This window comes from Secundilactobacillus silagincola (assembly GCF_002583405.1).
GTDB classification, from domain to species: Bacteria; Bacillota; Bacilli; order Lactobacillales; family Lactobacillaceae; genus Secundilactobacillus; species Secundilactobacillus silagincola.
On sequence record NZ_BCMJ01000010.1, the window covers coordinates 51,518 to 68,041 of the forward strand.

Here is a 16,524-nt window from a genome sequence, read left to right on the forward strand (position 1 = left end):
TATGCTTGCTTCAATTCTCTCTAAATTGAATTAGTATTCTTCACTTAACTTACTTGCCGCCGCTTCATCAATGATAATCGTCACTTGATGATGTTGCTGTAGAAAACTAGCTGGAACATCGGTGGTAATTGGGCCTTCAATCATTGCCTTCACCGCATCCGCTTTTTCTGGACCATATGCTTCCAAAAGAATGTGCTTACTCGTTAAAATTGATGCAATTCCCATTGAGTAAGCGTAACGTGGCACTTCATCTTCGTTATCAAAGAAACGTGCATTAGCTTTGATCGTTGATTCAGTCAGAGCTACCTTGTGTGTTCCAAGTGCCGGATCAGTGCCAGGTTCGTTAAAACCGATGTGACCGTTTTGACCAAGCCCTAAAATTTGCAAATCAATTGGGTTATCCGCAATCACTTGATCATAACGCTTCATCTCGGCTGCTGCATCGCTGTTCAAACCATCGGGCACGTATGAGTGTGCAAATGGTTTTTGGTCAAACAAGTGCTTTTGCATGAAGTAATGATAGCTTTGCGGATGATCAGGCGCTAAGCCAACGTATTCATCCAAGTTAACTGACGTCATTTGACTAAAATCAAGATCACTCTTGGTAAGTTCCTCATAAGTTGTTACTGGTGTACTCCCAGTTGCTAAGCCAAACACTTTAGCGCCATCACGGTAGGCATTTTCAAAAACTTCGAAACCCTTCTGTCCGCCCTCAATACGATCTTTAACGATAATCACATTCATTTTTGCTTTTGTTGATTCTGACATGATTCGCCACTCCTTTTGTTGGTATAGCCCAATAATAAGTCATCTAGACCAATATTGCAAGAAAAATGACCAATTCTGTTTAATAACTTACTTTCCGACTGCTCCGCTGCCTGTCACCACGCTTATTGGCAGCTAATGTATTTTGCTGCGTTTTAAACTTTTTCCAGGTAGCATCGCGCTTCTCAGCTGCTTGCTTATTTTGACTACGCTTCTTAGTGAATTTCATTTTTATCGTCCCTCTCTCTATTGCGCGATTGTACCACGCTAAGCTTTCAGCGTCTACGAAATTGCTTGAAAGCGTCAAATTATCTGTTTCACAAATAGTCTGCTTTCGCCAATAATTCTACAAAAGCGCTATAATGAATTCAAATTCCAAACAGGAGGCTTATCATGCAACATTACGCCAGTAAGTCGCTGAATTCAGCGAAACGCTATAAGTTATTATCTGGAAGTATTATTCCACGTCCAATTGCTTGGGTCACCACGCTAGGAGTAAAACCCACTCAAACTTTGAATATCGCACCCTTCAGCTTTTTTTCGGCCATGTCTAGCGAATTGCCCCTCATCACACTATCTATTGGCCGCAAACATGATCAGCTCAAAGACACTGCTGCTAATATTTTAGATAATCAAGAAGCCGTCGTACATCTTGTGAGTCAATCACTGGCTACTGAGATGAACCAAACAGCTGCTAGCTTGCCCCGAGACCAAAGTGAACTCACCCTTACTCATCTCGATCTTACACCGAGTAAAACCATTTCAGTTCCCGCGTTGACCGCACCCAAAGTCCGGTTTGAAACTACTCTTTATCAGTACGTACCCGTGACTGGCGACAACGCCCAGGTACTCAGCGACCTTTTTATACTTGAGGTCACGGACTTTTACTTTGCCGACGACGTCTTGGATCCAAAGACTTTTCACGTTAATGCAACTCGTCTTGACCCATTGGCACGGCTTGCCGGTTCAACTTACGGGACGGTCGATGACCTATTCGAAATGAAACGTCCATTATAATTTTGCACTAAAAAACATCATCATCAGTTAACTTGGACTGATAATGATGTTTTTGGTTTAACTCAATTATTATTCAACGGTCACACTCTTAGCTAAGTTACGTGGTTTATCAACGTCTAAGCCCTTATTAAGGCTCGTGTAATAAGCAATCAGCTGCGTTGGTACGACACTCAGTAACGGCGTCATCAGCTCATCAACGTCTGGCAGAACAATGTCATCACCGGGTTTAGCTAAGCTTTCAGAAACAATGGTCAGAATATGAGCGCCACGTGCCATGGTTTCTTGCAGGTTTGAACGGGTTAAACCAGCTGTCTTCTCTTGAGTAATAATGCCAATCACTGGTGTCCCCTTTTCAATCAAAGCAATCGTCCCATGCTTTAATTCACCAGAAGCAAAGCCCTCAGCTTGAACGTAGGAAATTTCCTTCAACTTCAAAGCGGCTTCGAGCGACACGTTCTGGTCAACTCCACGACCAATGTAAAAGGCGTTTGGCGTATTCAAGAAAGATGCTTTGGCTAACTCTTCAATCTTATTCTTCTCGTCTACAAGTGCCTGAATGCCTGTTGCAACCAGTCCTAATTGGTGACGAACGTCAAACCGTTGTGCAACGATCTGATTATCAGCCTCACCCAAGGCCTTAGCGAGAATTGCTTCAAGCGCAATCTGTGCAGTGTAAGCCTTAGTAGATGCCACCGCAATTTCTGGACCTGCATGGAGCAACAATGTATAGGTTGCTTCACGTGATAAGGTCGAATTTTGAACGTTAGTAATGGTTAAACTTTCGTAACCACCTGCGTTAACGTTGACTAAGACTTCACGTGAGTCAGCTGTCTCCCCACTTTGTGACAAGAAAATGAAGAATGGTTTCTTAGACAAAATAGGCTCTTCATAAGCAAATTCAGATGAAACATGTACTTCCGTAGGTGTTTGGGTCAGACTTTCAAATAATCGTTTACCAACCAGACCAGCATGGTAACTGGTACCAGCACCCACGATATAAATCCGATCAGCTTGCTTCATTGAATTCAATAATTTATCACTGATCACTGGCTCGCCAGTTTCAGATAAATAAACCTGGGCTAAACGCCGCATCACGTTTGGCTGTTCATCGATTTCTTTCAACATGTAGAATGGATAAGTACCCTTATCAGTTTCGTTGGCATCCATATCAACGTGGAAAGTCTTCCGTTCTACCGACTTGCCATCTCGATCTTCAATTTTAACTTCGTTAGGCTTAATGGTCACAACTTCTCCGTCCATTAACTCCAAGAAGTCGTGAGTTTCGCGCAACATTGCTAAAGCATCAGAACAAACAACGTTGAAACCATCACCGACACCAATCAGTAATGGGCTCTTGTTCTTAGCAACGTAAAGCGTCTCTGGGTCCTCACGATCCATCAACAGAAAGGCATACGAAGAACCTTTGAGTAAGCTCAACGCTTTGGTAAAGGCATCATGCGCATTAAGCCCTTCTTCTACAGCAAATTTATCTACCAACTGAACCATTACTTCAGTATCAGTTTGACTGGTAAAGGGAACGTCGCTTAGATAGTCACTCTTAAGTTCCTGAAAGTTGTCAATTACACCATTATGAACTAAATAGAAACGATCATCTTTTGAAACTTGTGGATGAGCATTAGCAACACTCACAACACCATGGGTTGCCCAGCGAGTATGTCCGATACCAGTTGTCCCGTGAACTTCAGGGCCAACTTCACGTCGTAAATCAGCAATTCGTCCCTTTTCTTTCACGAGAAAATCCTTACCGCTTTGGTCGTTTACATAAATTCCCGCTGAATCGTAACCTCGATATTCAAGCTTTTGTAGACCATCAAGTAAGATTTTTACTGCATTATCACTGCCTGTAACACCGACAATTCCACACATAAGATTTCATCCTCTAATTTTCATAATATTTTAATTGGTATAGACTCAATAAGGTCTCATATATCTATGAACATGTATACTTTACAGTCTTTTAAATTGGTTGTCAATATTTACGTTTAAAATGGTATAGATTGAAAACGCGTACTTACGTTGGTAAAGCTAAAAAAAGCGGTTTTCAAACGCTATTGTTTGAAAACCGCTTTTTTGTTTCATAGAATTACTCGATTCCAACTTCACTCTTAACCACTTCGACGATTCGATTAACATAACCATCGACAGCTTCTTGAGTTGGCGCTTCTGCCATGACTCGCAATAATGGTTCAGTCCCACTAGGACGAACTAAAACGCGACCATCGCCAGACATCTCTTTTTCAACTGTATCAATAATCCCTTTGATAGCAGGATTATCTAAAGCTGCTTTCTTATCAGCAACTTTGACGTTAATCAGTTGTTGTGGGTAGTCTTGAACATCAGCTGCGAGTTCGGACAATTTTTTACCGGTTTCCTTCATAATGTGTAAGAGTTGTAAACTGGTCAACATGCCATCGCCAGTTGTGTTAAAGTCCAAGAAAACAATGTGGCCAGATTGTTCACCACCGAGGTTGTAGCCGTTAGCAAGCATTTCTTCAACGACGTAACGATCCCCAACCTTAGTTTTAACACTGGTTAGCCCATGTGCTTCCATGGCTTTGTACATCCCCAAGTTACTCATTACAGTGGTCACGATGGTGTCCTTTTTAAGACGGCCATGTTCGGACATGTATTTCCCACAAATATACATGATCTTGTCACCATTGATCACGTTACCTTCTTCATCAACCGCAATGCAACGGTCACCGTCGCCATCAAAAGCCAACCCAATGGAAACACCCTTTTCAACCACAAACTTTTGCAGCTGTTCCGGATGTGTTGAGCCCACCTGATCGTTAATGTTCAACCCATTAGGCGTGGTTGCAATGGTATCGAACTCAGCACCCAAATCAGCATATAATCGCGAAACTAAGTTGCTGGTTGCACCATTAGCTGAATCAACCGCGATGTGCATGCCAGTAAGATCATCGTCAATCGTCTGTTCCAAAAATTGAATGTACTTTTGACTGCCTTCTTGGTAATCTTCAACAGTCCCTAAGCCCTTAGCAGCTGGCCTTGGTAAAGTATCTTTCTGTTCCAGCAGCTTTTCGATTTCATCTTCCAGATCATCAGAAAGCTTGTAGCCATCAGCACCAAAGAATTTAATTCCGTTATCTTCAACTGGATTGTGTGAAGCCGTCAGCATCACACCGGCATCCGCACCCTGCGTACGCACCAAGTAGGCCACTGCAGGCGTAGTAATGACGCCAAGACGTAAAACTTCAATTCCAACAGATAAGAGACCGGCCACGATTGCTTCTTCCAACATCTGCCCTGAAATTCGTGTATCACGAGCAACTAACACTTGTGGTTGCTCACGTTCAGTAGCGTGTTCTGTCAATACATAACCGCCTGCTCGACCAAGTCGAAAAGCCAGTTCTGGGGTTAACTCCTGGTTAGCAATACCACGTACACCATCAGTTCCAAAATACTTCATGTTTAATTTTCCTCATTTCCAGATTATCATTTAGATTCAGTTGTAATCGTTACCTTAACGCTAGCAGGATCCGTTCCCGTAACCTTGTTAGCTTCTGCATCTAAACTAATTGTTTTTGTTTTTTGATTTTTAACATCACTGACATCAACGTCTGCATCAAATTCTGATATAGCCTTTAACTCCGACTCAGAACCAAAGACCTGAATGGACTTAGTACTGCTTTGGAAACTATATTCCTGATTGCTATTGGCGTTTTTTGCTTTAAATTTCAGGGGTACCTGCTTCGAATGGCCCCTTGCCGTAATCGGTAGGTTAACTTGGGTAGTAGCAGGGGTCAAGATGACGTTCACTGTCTGACCATTCTTATCTAGTGCCTCGATAACGGCCTCACTGTTCACGGATTTCTTGGTATTTTGAGCCAAGTTCAATTGTGCAACAACCCTACTGATTCGATCAATCTCACCCTCAGCACCAGTGGCTTTAACACTGGTAACATCGCTATTTGCACTACCGGCAACGTAATTTTTAGCAATCCGCGTCTTATCATACTGGACACTAACTGGAAAACTTACCGTTTGTCGAGGCTGAATATTAACTTTAATATTAGCTGGCGCAATTTGGTAGCTGATATCACGGTTTAAGCCGTCCTGTTTTAACTTAACCGAATGTTCGCCGGGTTTGAGACCAGTCAAATTAGCGAACACCCTGAAATTTTGCGTATTCGCTGTAGCGGTAACTAAAGCGGCCGGACCGCGTAAATGAACCTTTACTTTTTCTGGATAACCCGTGACGAAATACTTATCCGAATCCACGTTCAATCTCAATTGAACGGAAACGGTTTTATGTTCCGTAGCCGTTAGGGTCGTGGAATTAGTCCCTCCCGTATTATTCGTTTGCTGAGTTGAGATACTTTTAGAACTATTTACGTATAAAAATAAGCAGACAGCCAAAAATAAGGAAATCAACCGATAAGTCCAACGACTATTGAAAATTTTCTTCATCACCGCTTCCCTCCCCTAAAGAACTGGATAAACAGGTCAACCAGCCAGCTTAGTGGATTTTTCGGTTGTTCAGGTTCTTGATCCTTGATCAATTCGTTGTTCAAAAACTTCAAATAATCATTTTGATCCATATTACGGAGCAACTCGTTATTCTTAGTAATCGAAACTTCACCCGTTTCTTCTGAAATAACGATGGTTAAAGCATCCGTTACTTCAGAAATACCAACCGCGGCACGGTGCCGAGTTCCTAATTCTTTAGGAATCAGATTACTGTCAGACAGCGGCAGATAAGCCGCTGCAACAGCCACTTTATTATTCCGAATAATGACTGCACCATCATGCAGAGGCGTGTTAGGAATAAAAATGTTGATCAGCAACTCGCCAGTAATCTTGGCATCCAATTCGATTCCTGTTTCGATATAGTCTTCCAGTCCAGTGTCCATTTGAATGGTCATTAAAGCACCAATTCGACGTTTAGACATGTACTGAATGGCTTTATCCAGAGCGGCAATCATCTGTTTCTCAGCTTCGTTTACCTGTCGATTGCGGACAAATACAGAGCCGCGACCGAGATTTTCCAACCCGCGTCGAATCTCTGGTTGGAAAATAATAATCATGGCAATGACACCCCAGTTAATCACTTGGTCCATTAACCATGAAACTGTTCCAAACCCCACGTAAACCGCAATGATCTTGACTAAGACAATCACGATGATTCCACGTAAGAGCTGAACAGCTTTGGTTCCTCGCAGCAGCATAATCAGTTCGTAAAAAACAAACCAGACGACGAGAATATCGAGGAGGTTTACGATGTTATGCCACGTCAAAAAGCTACTCCAATCAAGATTCATTTGATAATTTCCCTCCAAAAATCTATTCAGGTAACATTATAGCACGCTGACCACTATTTTTTGGAATCACCAACATATTTCTGATGTCAGTAAATACGAAATTTCAAGATTTTTGTAAACCAACTGAAATTTCATGTCACTGCTCAAGTAATCTGTTATTATTTGAGTAGTGATATTTTGAACAGGGAGATGATCTCTTGGCGGGTCACGCACGCTGGCAAATTCGGATTTTCGTAGTGCTGTGGCTGTTATTTTTGTGGCAGTTCGCACATGAGCCTTTTACTTTTTTAATTTTAAATACTTTCTTGGGCTATTTACCCATCGAAATTAGCTTTCATCTTAGTAAAGAACGGCCTAAAAGCGGGCTTTTTTTCTGGTTGATCGTTCTTTTGTGGTTACTCTTCTATCCAAATGCACCCTACTTGTTAACCGATCTCTTTCACCTTTCACTTCTGAATCCTTATGGCGTTGATGGGCTACTACAGTTAAATCTGCATGTTTGGATTTACTTTACCTATCTTTTGATCAGTGTTTTATTCTGTGTCATTCTTGGCTTCTGGAGTTTAAACTACGTCGCCAACGTCATCGCTCAACGATACCTAAGGGGAAATTCTTGGCTTCAGACGATTTTAGTCCTGATTCTCACTTTCCTGTCATCCGTTGGTATTTACGTTGGTCGATTTATGCGGATTCATACCGTTTACCTATTCATCTCACCAGAACTGATTACTGACCGGTTGCTACATATGTGGACGCCTACCATGCTCGTTTTTGTTGGGCTGATGACACTCATTCAGCTAATTGCTTACTGGCTAGTATACTTAGCCTATCATAGCCAGATGGCTAATGAACAGGCAGCCAAAGAAATCACGGCTGTCAAAGAGGACTCCGAAGAACAGCAATCGCAAAAATAAATCATACCATTTAAAAGGGGAGTCCAGTTAACGCTGCAATGTTAACTGGACTCCCCTTTAAGCTCCTAAATTCATTAATCAAGCTCATCATTAACGGCCATCATCAATACGTTTTCAGAGTAGTTAATGTACTGCCGAAGCCTCCCTGACATTTGCCAAGTAATATTACCTGATTCAAGCAGAGACTGAACGCCTGTCCGCTCAGCACCTAGAGCAATCACTCTGAGCTGATTAAGCTGTTTAGCATATTCTGACCGTGAAACTCGCTGGTCTTTACGCGCACGTTCAACGCGATTGCGATAAAACACAACTAAGTGATAAATAGCTTGCTTGTCCAACGCTTGTGGATCAACCTCATCATCACCTAGATATTTTGAAAGTGCTTTGATCGCCGATTTCGCACTTTCGCGGTCAATCAGTAGCCATTCATTACTAGTAGCCTTATTTTGTGATTGGTGAACGGCTGACCTAACCCATTGTGAGGTTCTGTGAAGAAAAGATGACCAACTTCTTAAAGGCGCAAAATCCAAATGACGATTAGGATGATTAATTCGTTGAACAGCACGTTTGATCGTTCGACTAGCGGAATGGTATGCCTGCGATGAGATCTGATGGTGGGCGTACAGCCTATCTAATGCTGATTGTTCGCCCTTCAAGCCCACTTGCCGCAAAGTAACTTCATCATCAACGACCTGTTTTCTATCTTCATCATCACGCGTTTTTAACTCTAGCCTGCGAATAATAAACTGATAATCTAAAATTAAATCATAAGCAGCACGCTGATTTTCAATGCGACGATGTTCTTCAATAGCATTAATTGCCAACCGCATAATGTATATTCTGGCCTCTGCCTCACTCAGTAAATGAGGCTCATTAGACTGTTGTTGATCGGTCTCATTTTCATCAAGCTCATCATCCAACTCATCACTAAAACTGGCTCGTGTCTGAAGCGGCACTGGATTATCTGGTGCCACTAACGGTAAAGTGACAACCGCAGCTACCAAACTAATAATAATCACGCCAGCAGCCACAAATAACACTAACGACCGCTGTGGAAACGCCTGTCCAGAAGCCGTAACCAGTGGCAGTGACAGCACACCTGCCATAGTAACGGCACCCCGAACACCCGACAAACCAGCTAAAAGGGCCACCCTTAAACTGGGCCGTCTCGGTTTACTGATTCCTTGGTACAAGTAAATCCAAACCACTCGAATCAGCAATAAAATCAGCCACGCACCAAACGAATAACCAACTGCTTGGAACGTATTGAAGTGAACATCATTGATAATCTTAGTCGTTGCAAGCGGCAACTCATCACCTAGAATCAAAAACACAATTCCGTTTAGAAGATAGACAATAATATCCCAAGTCTTCTCGCTAACCAGTTTAAGTTCTGGTGAGTCTTCTACGAGTCGATTCCCCTGGGTGTGGGAAACCACACCAGCAGTTACCACGGCAATCACCCCTGAGGCATGGAGGATTTCTTCAGTGATCACGTACACCACAAAGGGCGTCATCAACTGTAAAACCGTATTAAAAATAACATCGTTAATGCCTTGCTGTCTCAACAGATTCCGTAAAAATTCGATCATCAGCATGAGAACAAAGCCGGCCAAGAAGCCAAGAATACTGATATACAAAAAATCGCCAACCGCATGACTGAACGAAAAGACGCCCGTAACAGTCGCTGCTACCGCGTATTTAAACGCAATCAGCCCTGAAGCATCGTTGACCAAACTTTCACCACTAACCAGGTGTAGGATTCTATCTGGCAGTTTCACTCGCTTTGAAATCGATTGAACGGCTACGGGGTCAGTAGGCGACAGAATTGCCGCTAGTGCAAAACTAACCGAAAGCGATAATCGCGGAATCATTAAATAAATAAAGTAACCGCCCACCACGGTCGTCAAGAACACAAGCAAGATGGAATTAGCAAAGATGGGGCCCCGCAGCTGCCAGAGTTCCCGTTTAGGAAAGCGTCGTCCATCATTAAACAGCAACGGAGCAATAAAGAGTAGCAAAAACCAGTCAGTGTCTAACGGAATCTCGATTTCCCAAAATAGCGCCATCACTAATCCCAGAGCAATTTGAATTAAACTTACCGGAATAAAGGTTAGATAGTGGCTGATGACGTTGGAGATCAAAACTAACACAACTAATAAAATAACCGCTTCAACTATCAGCAACTAGCATCCCCCTCTCGTTAAATCTAAACCGGATCCTCTCCAATTATTCGTACCTCGGTCTCCAATTGAACCCCCGCCTGGGTTAAAACGGTACCTTGAACGTGTTGAATCACTGCCAGGTAATCGGAAGCCGTGGCATGGTCAACGTTCACAATAAATCCTGCATGTTTGGTTGAAACTTGCGCACCGCCAAACTGATAACCTTGAAGACCTGCGTCATGAATCAATTTACCAGCAAAATAACCAGTTGGCCGCTTAAAGACACTGCCGCATGATGGTAAATCCAACGGCTGTTTAGCTGCTCTACGGGCGTTTAGATCATCCATTTTAGCCTGAATCTCAGTAGCATTACCTGACTGCAGTTTAAAGGTCGCTGTGATGACAATATCGCCTTCGTCTTGCACCCGACTGTGTCGGTAGCCAAAATCTAACTCATCTCGCTGAATCGTTTTTAGCGTTGCTTGCGGTGTCAGCACCGTGACGGAGTCAGCAACCATACTGATTTCGCCACCGTACGCACCGGCGTTCATAAAGACGGCCCCACCAACACTTCCGGGAATTCCGGCAGCAAACTCAAGTCCCGTCAGGCTTGCACGCTGAGCAACTTTGGTAACTTCAATCAGAGAAGCACCCGATTCAGCCAAAATTTCATTGTCTTTCACTTCAACGTGATTCATGCTGGTCAAAATCATCACCAAACCACGAATACCGCCGTCTTTAACAATTAAATTACTGGCATTGCCAATCACCGTAACCGGTAATCCCTGCTTGTTGGCATAGATTACTAATTCTTGGACTTCAGCCAAACTTACTGGAAATGCCAAGAAATCAGCCTTGCCTCCCGTTTTGGTATTCGTATAGTTTGATAATGGTTCGTTTTGCATCAACTTCACCTTTGGAAAAGTTGTAATGATGTCTGCCGTCATGATTTAAGTTCCTTTCGCTACTCAAATATTTCATAAAATAATATATTCATATAATACCATGCCTGTTACCGCAAACGAAAGGTTAGTGGCACAAACAAGGTCTGTCACTTTATTTTCGACAACATTTTAATCAAATGATTATCGTCTAAAACAACCCAAAAATGATAAACTAAAGTTGAATGATTTCATCAAGAAAGGATGTCTCCGCCTTGAAATTTATTAGTTGGAACGTTAACGGTCTTCGAGCCGTTGTTAAGCACGACTTTATGACTGCATTTAACGATTTAAACGCAGATTTTTTCTGTGTCCAAGAAACTAAAATGCAGCCTGATCAGCTCAAGTTGGATTTACCCGGTTATCATCAATATTTTAACTCCGCCGATCGTAAAGGTTACTCAGGTACGGCCATCTTCACGAAGCATCAGCCAATCAATGTCACTTACGATATCGGTACTGATGAGTTTGATCATGAAGGTCGTGTAATCACCTTAGAGTATTCAGATTTTTACTTAGTAACCTGCTATACACCAAATTCGGGAACGGGCCTCAAACGATTGGACTTTCGAATGGGTTGGGAAGATGCTTTTCAAGATTACATTGATCAACTGAACACGCAAAAGCCTGTCATTCTGTGCGGTGATTTAAACGTTGCTCACGAAGAAATTGATATTAAAAATCCGAAAACAAACCATAAAAACGCTGGCTTTACTGATCAGGAACGAGAGGCCTTTACCCGTTTTCTCGCACGTGGCTATACCGACACTTTCCGTTACTTTTACCCGGATGTCACCAACCGTTATTCTTGGTGGAGCTACCGATTTAATGCCCGTGATCGCAATGCCGGATGGCGTATCGACTATTTTGTCACCAGTAACGCCATCCAATCCAAACTGGAATCTGCTGACATTAAAGACACTATTTTCGGCTCTGATCATTGCCCCATCTCCTTGACAACCACTGGGCTTCACGTATAATTTGTATGACTTGAAAGGGGTGGCCCATTTGAACTTTGTTGCAATGGATTTCGAAACCGCCAACGGTAAACGCTATTCTGCCTGTTCACTAGCATTAACGATTGTTCGTAATAATCAGGTAGCTGATGAGTTTTATACGCTGATCAAACCTGACACCGATTTTTTCTGGCGCAACATCCAAATTCACGGCATTCACGAATCAGACGTTGCTGATGCGCCTGACTTTCCAACGATTTGGCCGCATATTCAATCCTTATTTACACCAGAGCAGTTGGTGATCGCCCATAATGCCCAGTTTGATAATAGCGTCTTGCGTCAAACTTTGAATCACTATGGCATGACTTCACCGGCCTACCTAACATTGGATACGGTGAAAACCAGCCGGCAATTTTTACCAACGCTTGAAAACCACAAACTCAATACGGTTGCTGATGCATTAGGTATTTCACTTGAACACCACCATAATGCTCTAGACGACAGCTTGGCTTGTGCTAATATTTTATTGACCGAAACAAAAACTTTCGGCCAGGATGCCATTAAACCGTTCATTAAAATGGCTTAATCTGTAATAATAACAATAAAAATAAGCTGATTTACCAAAACCTGGTAATTCAGCTTATTTTTGTTGTCTATTTAACAGCTAACTGCATCTCAGAAGCCTCAACAACTTCCCCAGTGGAGGTCGTGACCTGGGTCGTTTTAACAGTCTGAAAGCCAATATCTTCATACAGTTTTACGGCGTGTTTATTTCGTAGCTGCACCGTTAAACTGATGACTTGAAAACTACTGCTTAAAGCTGCCCAATCAAGAGCGGTCAGCATGAGTTCCCTGCCGATTCCGTGATGCCAATATTGCTTGAGGACTGCCACCCCAATCTCACCAGTCGAAGAATCGGCAGTCGGTAAAATTGTCACCAGCCCCACCAGTTCATCATCTCTTACAGCTAGTAAGATAACCTGTTGTGTTGACATGCTGATCTGTTTGATTTGTTCACTTTCAGTGGCTGAATCAACGTCATCACTACTATCTTCAAAAGTAGTCGATTCAGTTTTAAGCATCGTAAGTAGATTTAAAACTGCTTCAGCATCCGTTGCCACTGCTTTACGAATAACTAATTCCGGCTCTTTTGCCATGTTATTTCTCCTGTAACTTTGAGACCATCGTTTCAAACCGCTGCCCATGAGGATCAAAAATCAGTTCACGTTGATTCTCACCCTCATCATCTAGTCGTTTGAACGCGATCCGTAAGTAATCATCTGGCAGTTCATCTGCCACAAATTTCGACCATTCCACAACGCTGACACCATCGCCATTGAAGTATTCATCCAGTCCAAGTTCATCACCACTACCATCTTCCAGTCGATACACATCCATATGGTAAAGTGGCAAACGGCCGTCCTGATACTCCCGAATAATGGTAAAAGTTGGCGACTTAACGTTCCGTTTGATGCCTAATCCAGCTGCTAATCCTTTAGTAAATGTCGTTTTCCCCGCACCTAAATCACCATCCAGTAAAATAATATCCTTCGGCGCTAAGAGTGGTGCAATTTTTTGACCAATTGCCATCGTCTCTTCTGGTGTTGAAACTTTAACTGTAAATGCCATAATATCTCCTTAAATCAAAAGGAGCCGGGGCAATAATGCTGCCGACAGCTCCAAAATTTTGTCAATTTTAAAATTTATTCAACAGCCTGAGCCGCAGTAATAATCGTTACTTTATAGACATCTTCTTCGTTGCAACCACGTGACAAGTCAGATACTGGCGCATTCATACCTTGTAACAGTGGGCCAAGTGCTTCATAACCGCCTAAACGCTGAGCAATCTTGTAACCAATATTGCCAGCTTCAAGTTCTGGGAAAATAAAGACGTTAGCGTGACCAGCAACTTTTGAACCAGGTGCTTTGCTTGCAGCAACTTCTGGTACTACCGCAGCATCGAATTGAAGTTCACCATCGATTGGAACATCTGGTGCCTGTTCTTGTGCTAATTTAGTTGCTTCTTGAACTTTAGTGACTTGATCAGCCTTAGCGGAACCCTTGGTTGAGAAGCTTAACATGGCAACCTTAGGATCAATGCCATACTTTCTAGCAGTTTCAGCACTTTGAACGGCTACTTCAGCCATCCCAGCGGCGTCTAAGTCAATGTTGATGGCACTGTCAGCAAACATTAAGCGTTCTTCACCCTTTAAGAGGATAAAGTAACCGCTAATACGTTTAACACCGGGCTTTGTCTTAATAATCTGCAATGCGGGACGAATCGTATCACCAGTTGGGTGATCAGCACCAGAAACCATGGCATCTGCTTCACCAAGGTAAACCATCATCGTGCCCCAATAGTTAGAATCTTCAAGCATCTTAGCTGCTTGTTCTGGGGTATTCTTACCCTTCCGACGTTCAACCAGCGCATCCAGCATCTTCTTCTTCTCATCTTCAGAAGCATTCTTTGGATCTACTAATTTAACACCAGTTAAGTCAATCCCTTTTTCACTGGCAGTTGCTTTGATCTTATCAACGTTACCAAGTAGGACCGGCTGTAGTAATTTCTCTGAAGCTAGTCGGCTGGCTGCACCAATAATTCTAACATCCTCGCCTTCAGGTAAGACAACCGTCTTATTCAAACCACTAATCTTTTGCTTTAAACTATCAAAAAGTTCCACAATATAGACCTCCAGATTTTGAAATTCCAACTAGTCAATTCTCTCTTGACGCCTCATGCTGCGGTGTCGGCTCCTCAGCAGTAACGTGCTCAGGCAACTGCCAGTCAATTGGTGTTTCTCCCAGTGATTCAAGTGCGATGTTGGTCTTAGAAAACGGCTTTGAACCAAAGAAACCTCGATTAGCTGACAAAGGACTTGGATGAGCTGATTGAATGACAATGTTTGCTTTAATATCAATCAGACTGATCTTACTTTGCGCCGCTCTACCCCATAGAATAAAAACTACGGGTGTAGGCCTCTCGGATAGCTTATGAATAGCAGCATCCGTCAATTGTTCCCAACCTTTTCCCTTGTGAGAAAACGCTTGACCATTACGAACGGTCAGGACTGAGTTCAGTAACAAAACACCCTGTTTCGCCCATTTTTCAAGGTAACCATGATTAACTGGCTTAATACCTAAGTCAGACTCCAGTTCCTTGTAAATATTTCTCAGGCTAGGCGGAATCTGAACCCCAGGCAGAACCGAAAAGCTCAATCCATGAGCTTGATTAGGCTCATGATAGGGATCCTGACCCAGAATAACGACCTTCACCTTTGAAAAAGGGGTCCACTGGAAAGCTTCAAAAATATGAAACATGTCCGGATGGATATTTTGTGTTTGATACTCATGAACAAGAAAAGTACGCAAATTTTGGTAATATGCCTTTTTAAATTCGGGCTCCAAAACTGGCCACCAATCATTGTGAATAAACGGTTTCATTCCCAACACCTCAACGTTCATTCTATCATAGATTTTCACGAATTATTAGTCATAACCACTAAAATCGTCTGAACAGTTTTCTTTGAGTGCTTTTAGTAGACATTGGAATTGTTACACAACCCTTGTAATCAGTAAATTCTAAAATTGATAGTCCATCAGACTCAATTTAGCCACTATCCATGTTAGAATGAATGGTAAATATGTAAATACAACTACTGATTTACGACAAAATGATTGGAGGGCTTCCATGCGCACACTGTATATTCGTCAAGACAGTTTATCTGCTAAGGGGGCCAGTGTTGTTCGAGATGCTGATCGACGTTCCATTTATCTTTTAATTGGCAAATGGGGAAGACACCAAGACGCGCTTTCACTGTACCAAATTAGCGGTGATTTACTAGCTGAACTTCGGCAAACTTCACTAGGGCTACTGCCCCATTTTGATATTTACTATCAAGGTAATAAAGTTGGTGCAATTTCCAAACGACTAGGCTTCTTTAACGAAATGATTTACATTAGTAATCTACATTGGATCATTGTTGGTAATTTTGTCACTGGTAATTATAAAATTTATCATGGCACCTCAATAATTATGACATCTCATAGCGATGGTGAGCTTCGAGGAATGCAAATTGTTTCTCAGCAATTAGAACCCATCTGTATCTGTATTGCAGCCACATTAGATCACTGGGCTAGTGGCCATAGTCAACTCAAAAATCCAGCTCAAGCTTGGCACGCCTCGCTTAAACGCCAAATGGGATTACGTGGTAATCGGGCTTGGCACTATGCTAATCATCAAGTTGATCACAAAATGACCCATTAATCAATTTATCGGATAAAATTATAATTGTACTTTGCCTCAAATCTTCAACATATCAAGCTAGAAAAAAACACGTATTCCCAAGTGCAGGAATACGTGTTTTTGCGGTTCTACAATATCTGTTGTTGGTAATAGATTATATCTATTACTGACAACAGATTTTTTGTACACTATTAAATAAAAAACGGGCATTCCCGCC

Annotated in this window: 17 protein-coding genes; 5 read left to right on the forward strand and 12 right to left on the reverse strand. The window is 42.4% G+C overall.

Annotated elements, in window-relative coordinates; genetic code table 11:
* Positions 1-30: 30 nt before the first annotated feature.
* Both CES82_RS10335 and CES82_RS12530 read right to left on the reverse strand, forming a co-directional pair.
* Positions 31-744, reverse strand: coding sequence for a glucosamine-6-phosphate deaminase (locus CES82_RS10335; protein WP_098826074.1), 714 nt, complete (start codon positions 742-744; stop codon positions 31-33).
* Between the two features lie 103 nt (positions 745-847).
* The gene (locus CES82_RS12530; protein WP_098826042.1) at positions 848-994 is read right to left on the reverse strand and encodes a hypothetical protein; all 147 of its coding nucleotides are present in this window, start codon (positions 992-994) and stop codon (positions 848-850) included.
* 164 nt (positions 995-1,158) lie between these two features.
* Here CES82_RS12530 and CES82_RS10345 point away from each other — a divergent pair, with 164 nt between their 5' ends.
* Positions 1,159-1,782 carry a flavin reductase family protein gene (locus CES82_RS10345; RefSeq protein ID WP_098826043.1) on the forward strand — a complete coding sequence of 208 codons (624 nt, stop codon included), beginning with the start codon at positions 1,159-1,161 and terminating at the stop codon, positions 1,780-1,782.
* Between the two features lie 69 nt (positions 1,783-1,851).
* Here CES82_RS10345 and glmS read toward each other — a convergent pair whose 3' ends face one another.
* The 4 genes from glmS to cdaA form a co-directional block, all read right to left on the reverse strand.
* A complete protein-coding gene (gene glmS / locus CES82_RS10350) occupies positions 1,852-3,669 on the reverse strand; it encodes a glutamine--fructose-6-phosphate transaminase (isomerizing) (RefSeq protein ID WP_098826045.1) in 1,818 nt (605 codons plus the stop codon).
* Positions 3,670-3,886: 217 nt separating this feature from the next.
* Positions 3,887-5,236 carry a phosphoglucosamine mutase gene (glmM, locus tag CES82_RS10355; RefSeq protein ID WP_098826047.1) on the reverse strand — a complete coding sequence of 450 codons (1,350 nt, stop codon included), beginning with the start codon at positions 5,234-5,236 and terminating at the stop codon, positions 3,887-3,889.
* Between the two features lie 26 nt (positions 5,237-5,262).
* The gene (locus CES82_RS10360; protein ID WP_098826049.1) at positions 5,263-6,237 is read right to left on the reverse strand and encodes a CdaR family protein; all 975 of its coding nucleotides are present in this window, start codon (positions 6,235-6,237) and stop codon (positions 5,263-5,265) included.
* The gene (cdaA, locus tag CES82_RS10365; RefSeq protein ID WP_098826050.1) at positions 6,237-7,088 is read right to left on the reverse strand and encodes a diadenylate cyclase CdaA; all 852 of its coding nucleotides are present in this window, start codon (positions 7,086-7,088) and stop codon (positions 6,237-6,239) included. The genes CES82_RS10360 and cdaA overlap by 1 nt, the downstream gene beginning before the upstream one ends.
* Positions 7,089-7,285: 197 nt before the next feature.
* Between cdaA and CES82_RS10370 the strand changes: the two genes are divergently transcribed.
* Complete coding sequence (locus tag CES82_RS10370) at positions 7,286-8,002, forward strand: DUF1361 domain-containing protein (RefSeq protein ID WP_098826052.1); 717 nt, start codon at positions 7,286-7,288, stop codon at positions 8,000-8,002.
* Between the two features lie 74 nt (positions 8,003-8,076).
* Here CES82_RS10370 and CES82_RS10375 read toward each other — a convergent pair whose 3' ends face one another.
* Together CES82_RS10375 and murB are read right to left on the reverse strand one after the other, a co-directional pair.
* A complete protein-coding gene (locus tag CES82_RS10375; protein ID WP_098826054.1) occupies positions 8,077-10,188 on the reverse strand; it encodes a cation:proton antiporter in 2,112 nt (703 codons plus the stop codon).
* 23 nt (positions 10,189-10,211) lie between these two features.
* On the reverse strand, positions 10,212-11,114 hold the full coding sequence (gene murB, locus CES82_RS10380; RefSeq protein ID WP_098826055.1) for a UDP-N-acetylmuramate dehydrogenase: 903 nt from the start codon (positions 11,112-11,114) through the stop codon (positions 10,212-10,214).
* Positions 11,115-11,323: 209 nt separating this feature from the next.
* Between murB and CES82_RS10385 the strand changes: the two genes are divergently transcribed.
* The gene (locus CES82_RS10385) at positions 11,324-12,088 is read left to right on the forward strand and encodes an exodeoxyribonuclease III (RefSeq protein WP_098826057.1); all 765 of its coding nucleotides are present in this window, start codon (positions 11,324-11,326) and stop codon (positions 12,086-12,088) included.
* 28 nt (positions 12,089-12,116) lie between these two features.
* Complete coding sequence (locus CES82_RS10390; protein WP_098826059.1) at positions 12,117-12,650, forward strand: 3'-5' exonuclease; 534 nt, start codon at positions 12,117-12,119, stop codon at positions 12,648-12,650.
* 67 nt (positions 12,651-12,717) lie between these two features.
* Here CES82_RS10390 and CES82_RS10395 read toward each other — a convergent pair whose 3' ends face one another.
* The 4 genes from CES82_RS10395 to CES82_RS10410 form a co-directional block, all read right to left on the reverse strand.
* Entirely contained in the window at positions 12,718-13,221 is a 504-nt protein-coding gene (locus tag CES82_RS10395) for a GNAT family N-acetyltransferase (protein WP_180245730.1), read from the reverse strand.
* Position 13,222: 1 nt separating this feature from the next.
* Positions 13,223-13,693, reverse strand: coding sequence for a tRNA (adenosine(37)-N6)-threonylcarbamoyltransferase complex ATPase subunit type 1 TsaE (gene tsaE / locus CES82_RS10400; RefSeq protein ID WP_098826063.1), 471 nt, complete (start codon positions 13,691-13,693; stop codon positions 13,223-13,225).
* Positions 13,694-13,767: 74 nt separating this feature from the next.
* Positions 13,768-14,745, reverse strand: a complete 978-nt coding sequence (gene pta, locus CES82_RS10405) for a phosphate acetyltransferase (RefSeq protein WP_098826065.1) — start codon at positions 14,743-14,745, stop codon at positions 13,768-13,770.
* 34 nt (positions 14,746-14,779) lie between these two features.
* Positions 14,780-15,505 (reverse strand): uracil-DNA glycosylase, encoded by a 726-nt coding sequence (locus tag CES82_RS10410; protein WP_098826066.1) that lies wholly within the window; start codon positions 15,503-15,505, stop codon positions 14,780-14,782.
* Positions 15,506-15,752: 247 nt separating this feature from the next.
* On the opposite strand from CES82_RS10410, the gene CES82_RS10415 reads away from it, so the two are divergent.
* Positions 15,753-16,328: an LURP-one-related/scramblase family protein gene (locus tag CES82_RS10415; RefSeq protein WP_098826068.1), complete on the forward strand. Its 576-nt coding sequence runs from the start codon at positions 15,753-15,755 to the stop codon at positions 16,326-16,328.
* The last annotated feature ends 196 nt before the right edge of the window (positions 16,329-16,524 follow it).

Bases quoted from the DNA above. Each gene is read 5' to 3' on its own strand.
- CES82_RS10410 (WP_098826066.1), bottom strand. From the start codon at position 15,505: ATGAAACCGTTTATTCACAATGATTGGTGGCCAGTTTTGGAGCCCGAA.
- CES82_RS10395 (WP_180245730.1), bottom strand. From the start codon at position 13,221: ATGGCAAAAGAGCCGGAATTAGTTATTCGTAAAGCAGTGGCAACGGAT.
- glmM (WP_098826047.1), bottom strand. From the start codon at position 5,236: ATGAAGTATTTTGGAACTGATGGTGTACGTGGTATTGCTAACCAGGAG.
- glmS (WP_098826045.1), bottom strand. From the start codon at position 3,669: ATGTGTGGAATTGTCGGTGTTACAGGCAGTGATAATGCAGTAAAAATC.
- cdaA (WP_098826050.1), bottom strand. From the start codon at position 7,088: ATGAATCTTGATTGGAGTAGCTTTTTGACGTGGCATAACATCGTAAAC.
- CES82_RS12530 (WP_098826042.1), bottom strand. From the start codon at position 994: ATGAAATTCACTAAGAAGCGTAGTCAAAATAAGCAAGCAGCTGAGAAG.
- CES82_RS10335 (WP_098826074.1), bottom strand. From the start codon at position 744: ATGAATGTGATTATCGTTAAAGATCGTATTGAGGGCGGACAGAAGGGT.
- CES82_RS10415 (WP_098826068.1), top strand. From the start codon at position 15,753: ATGCGCACACTGTATATTCGTCAAGACAGTTTATCTGCTAAGGGGGCC.
- CES82_RS10345 (WP_098826043.1), top strand. From the start codon at position 1,159: ATGCAACATTACGCCAGTAAGTCGCTGAATTCAGCGAAACGCTATAAG.
- CES82_RS10360 (WP_098826049.1), bottom strand. From the start codon at position 6,237: ATGAAGAAAATTTTCAATAGTCGTTGGACTTATCGGTTGATTTCCTTA.
- tsaE (WP_098826063.1), bottom strand. From the start codon at position 13,693: ATGGCATTTACAGTTAAAGTTTCAACACCAGAAGAGACGATGGCAATT.
- murB (WP_098826055.1), bottom strand. From the start codon at position 11,114: ATGACGGCAGACATCATTACAACTTTTCCAAAGGTGAAGTTGATGCAA.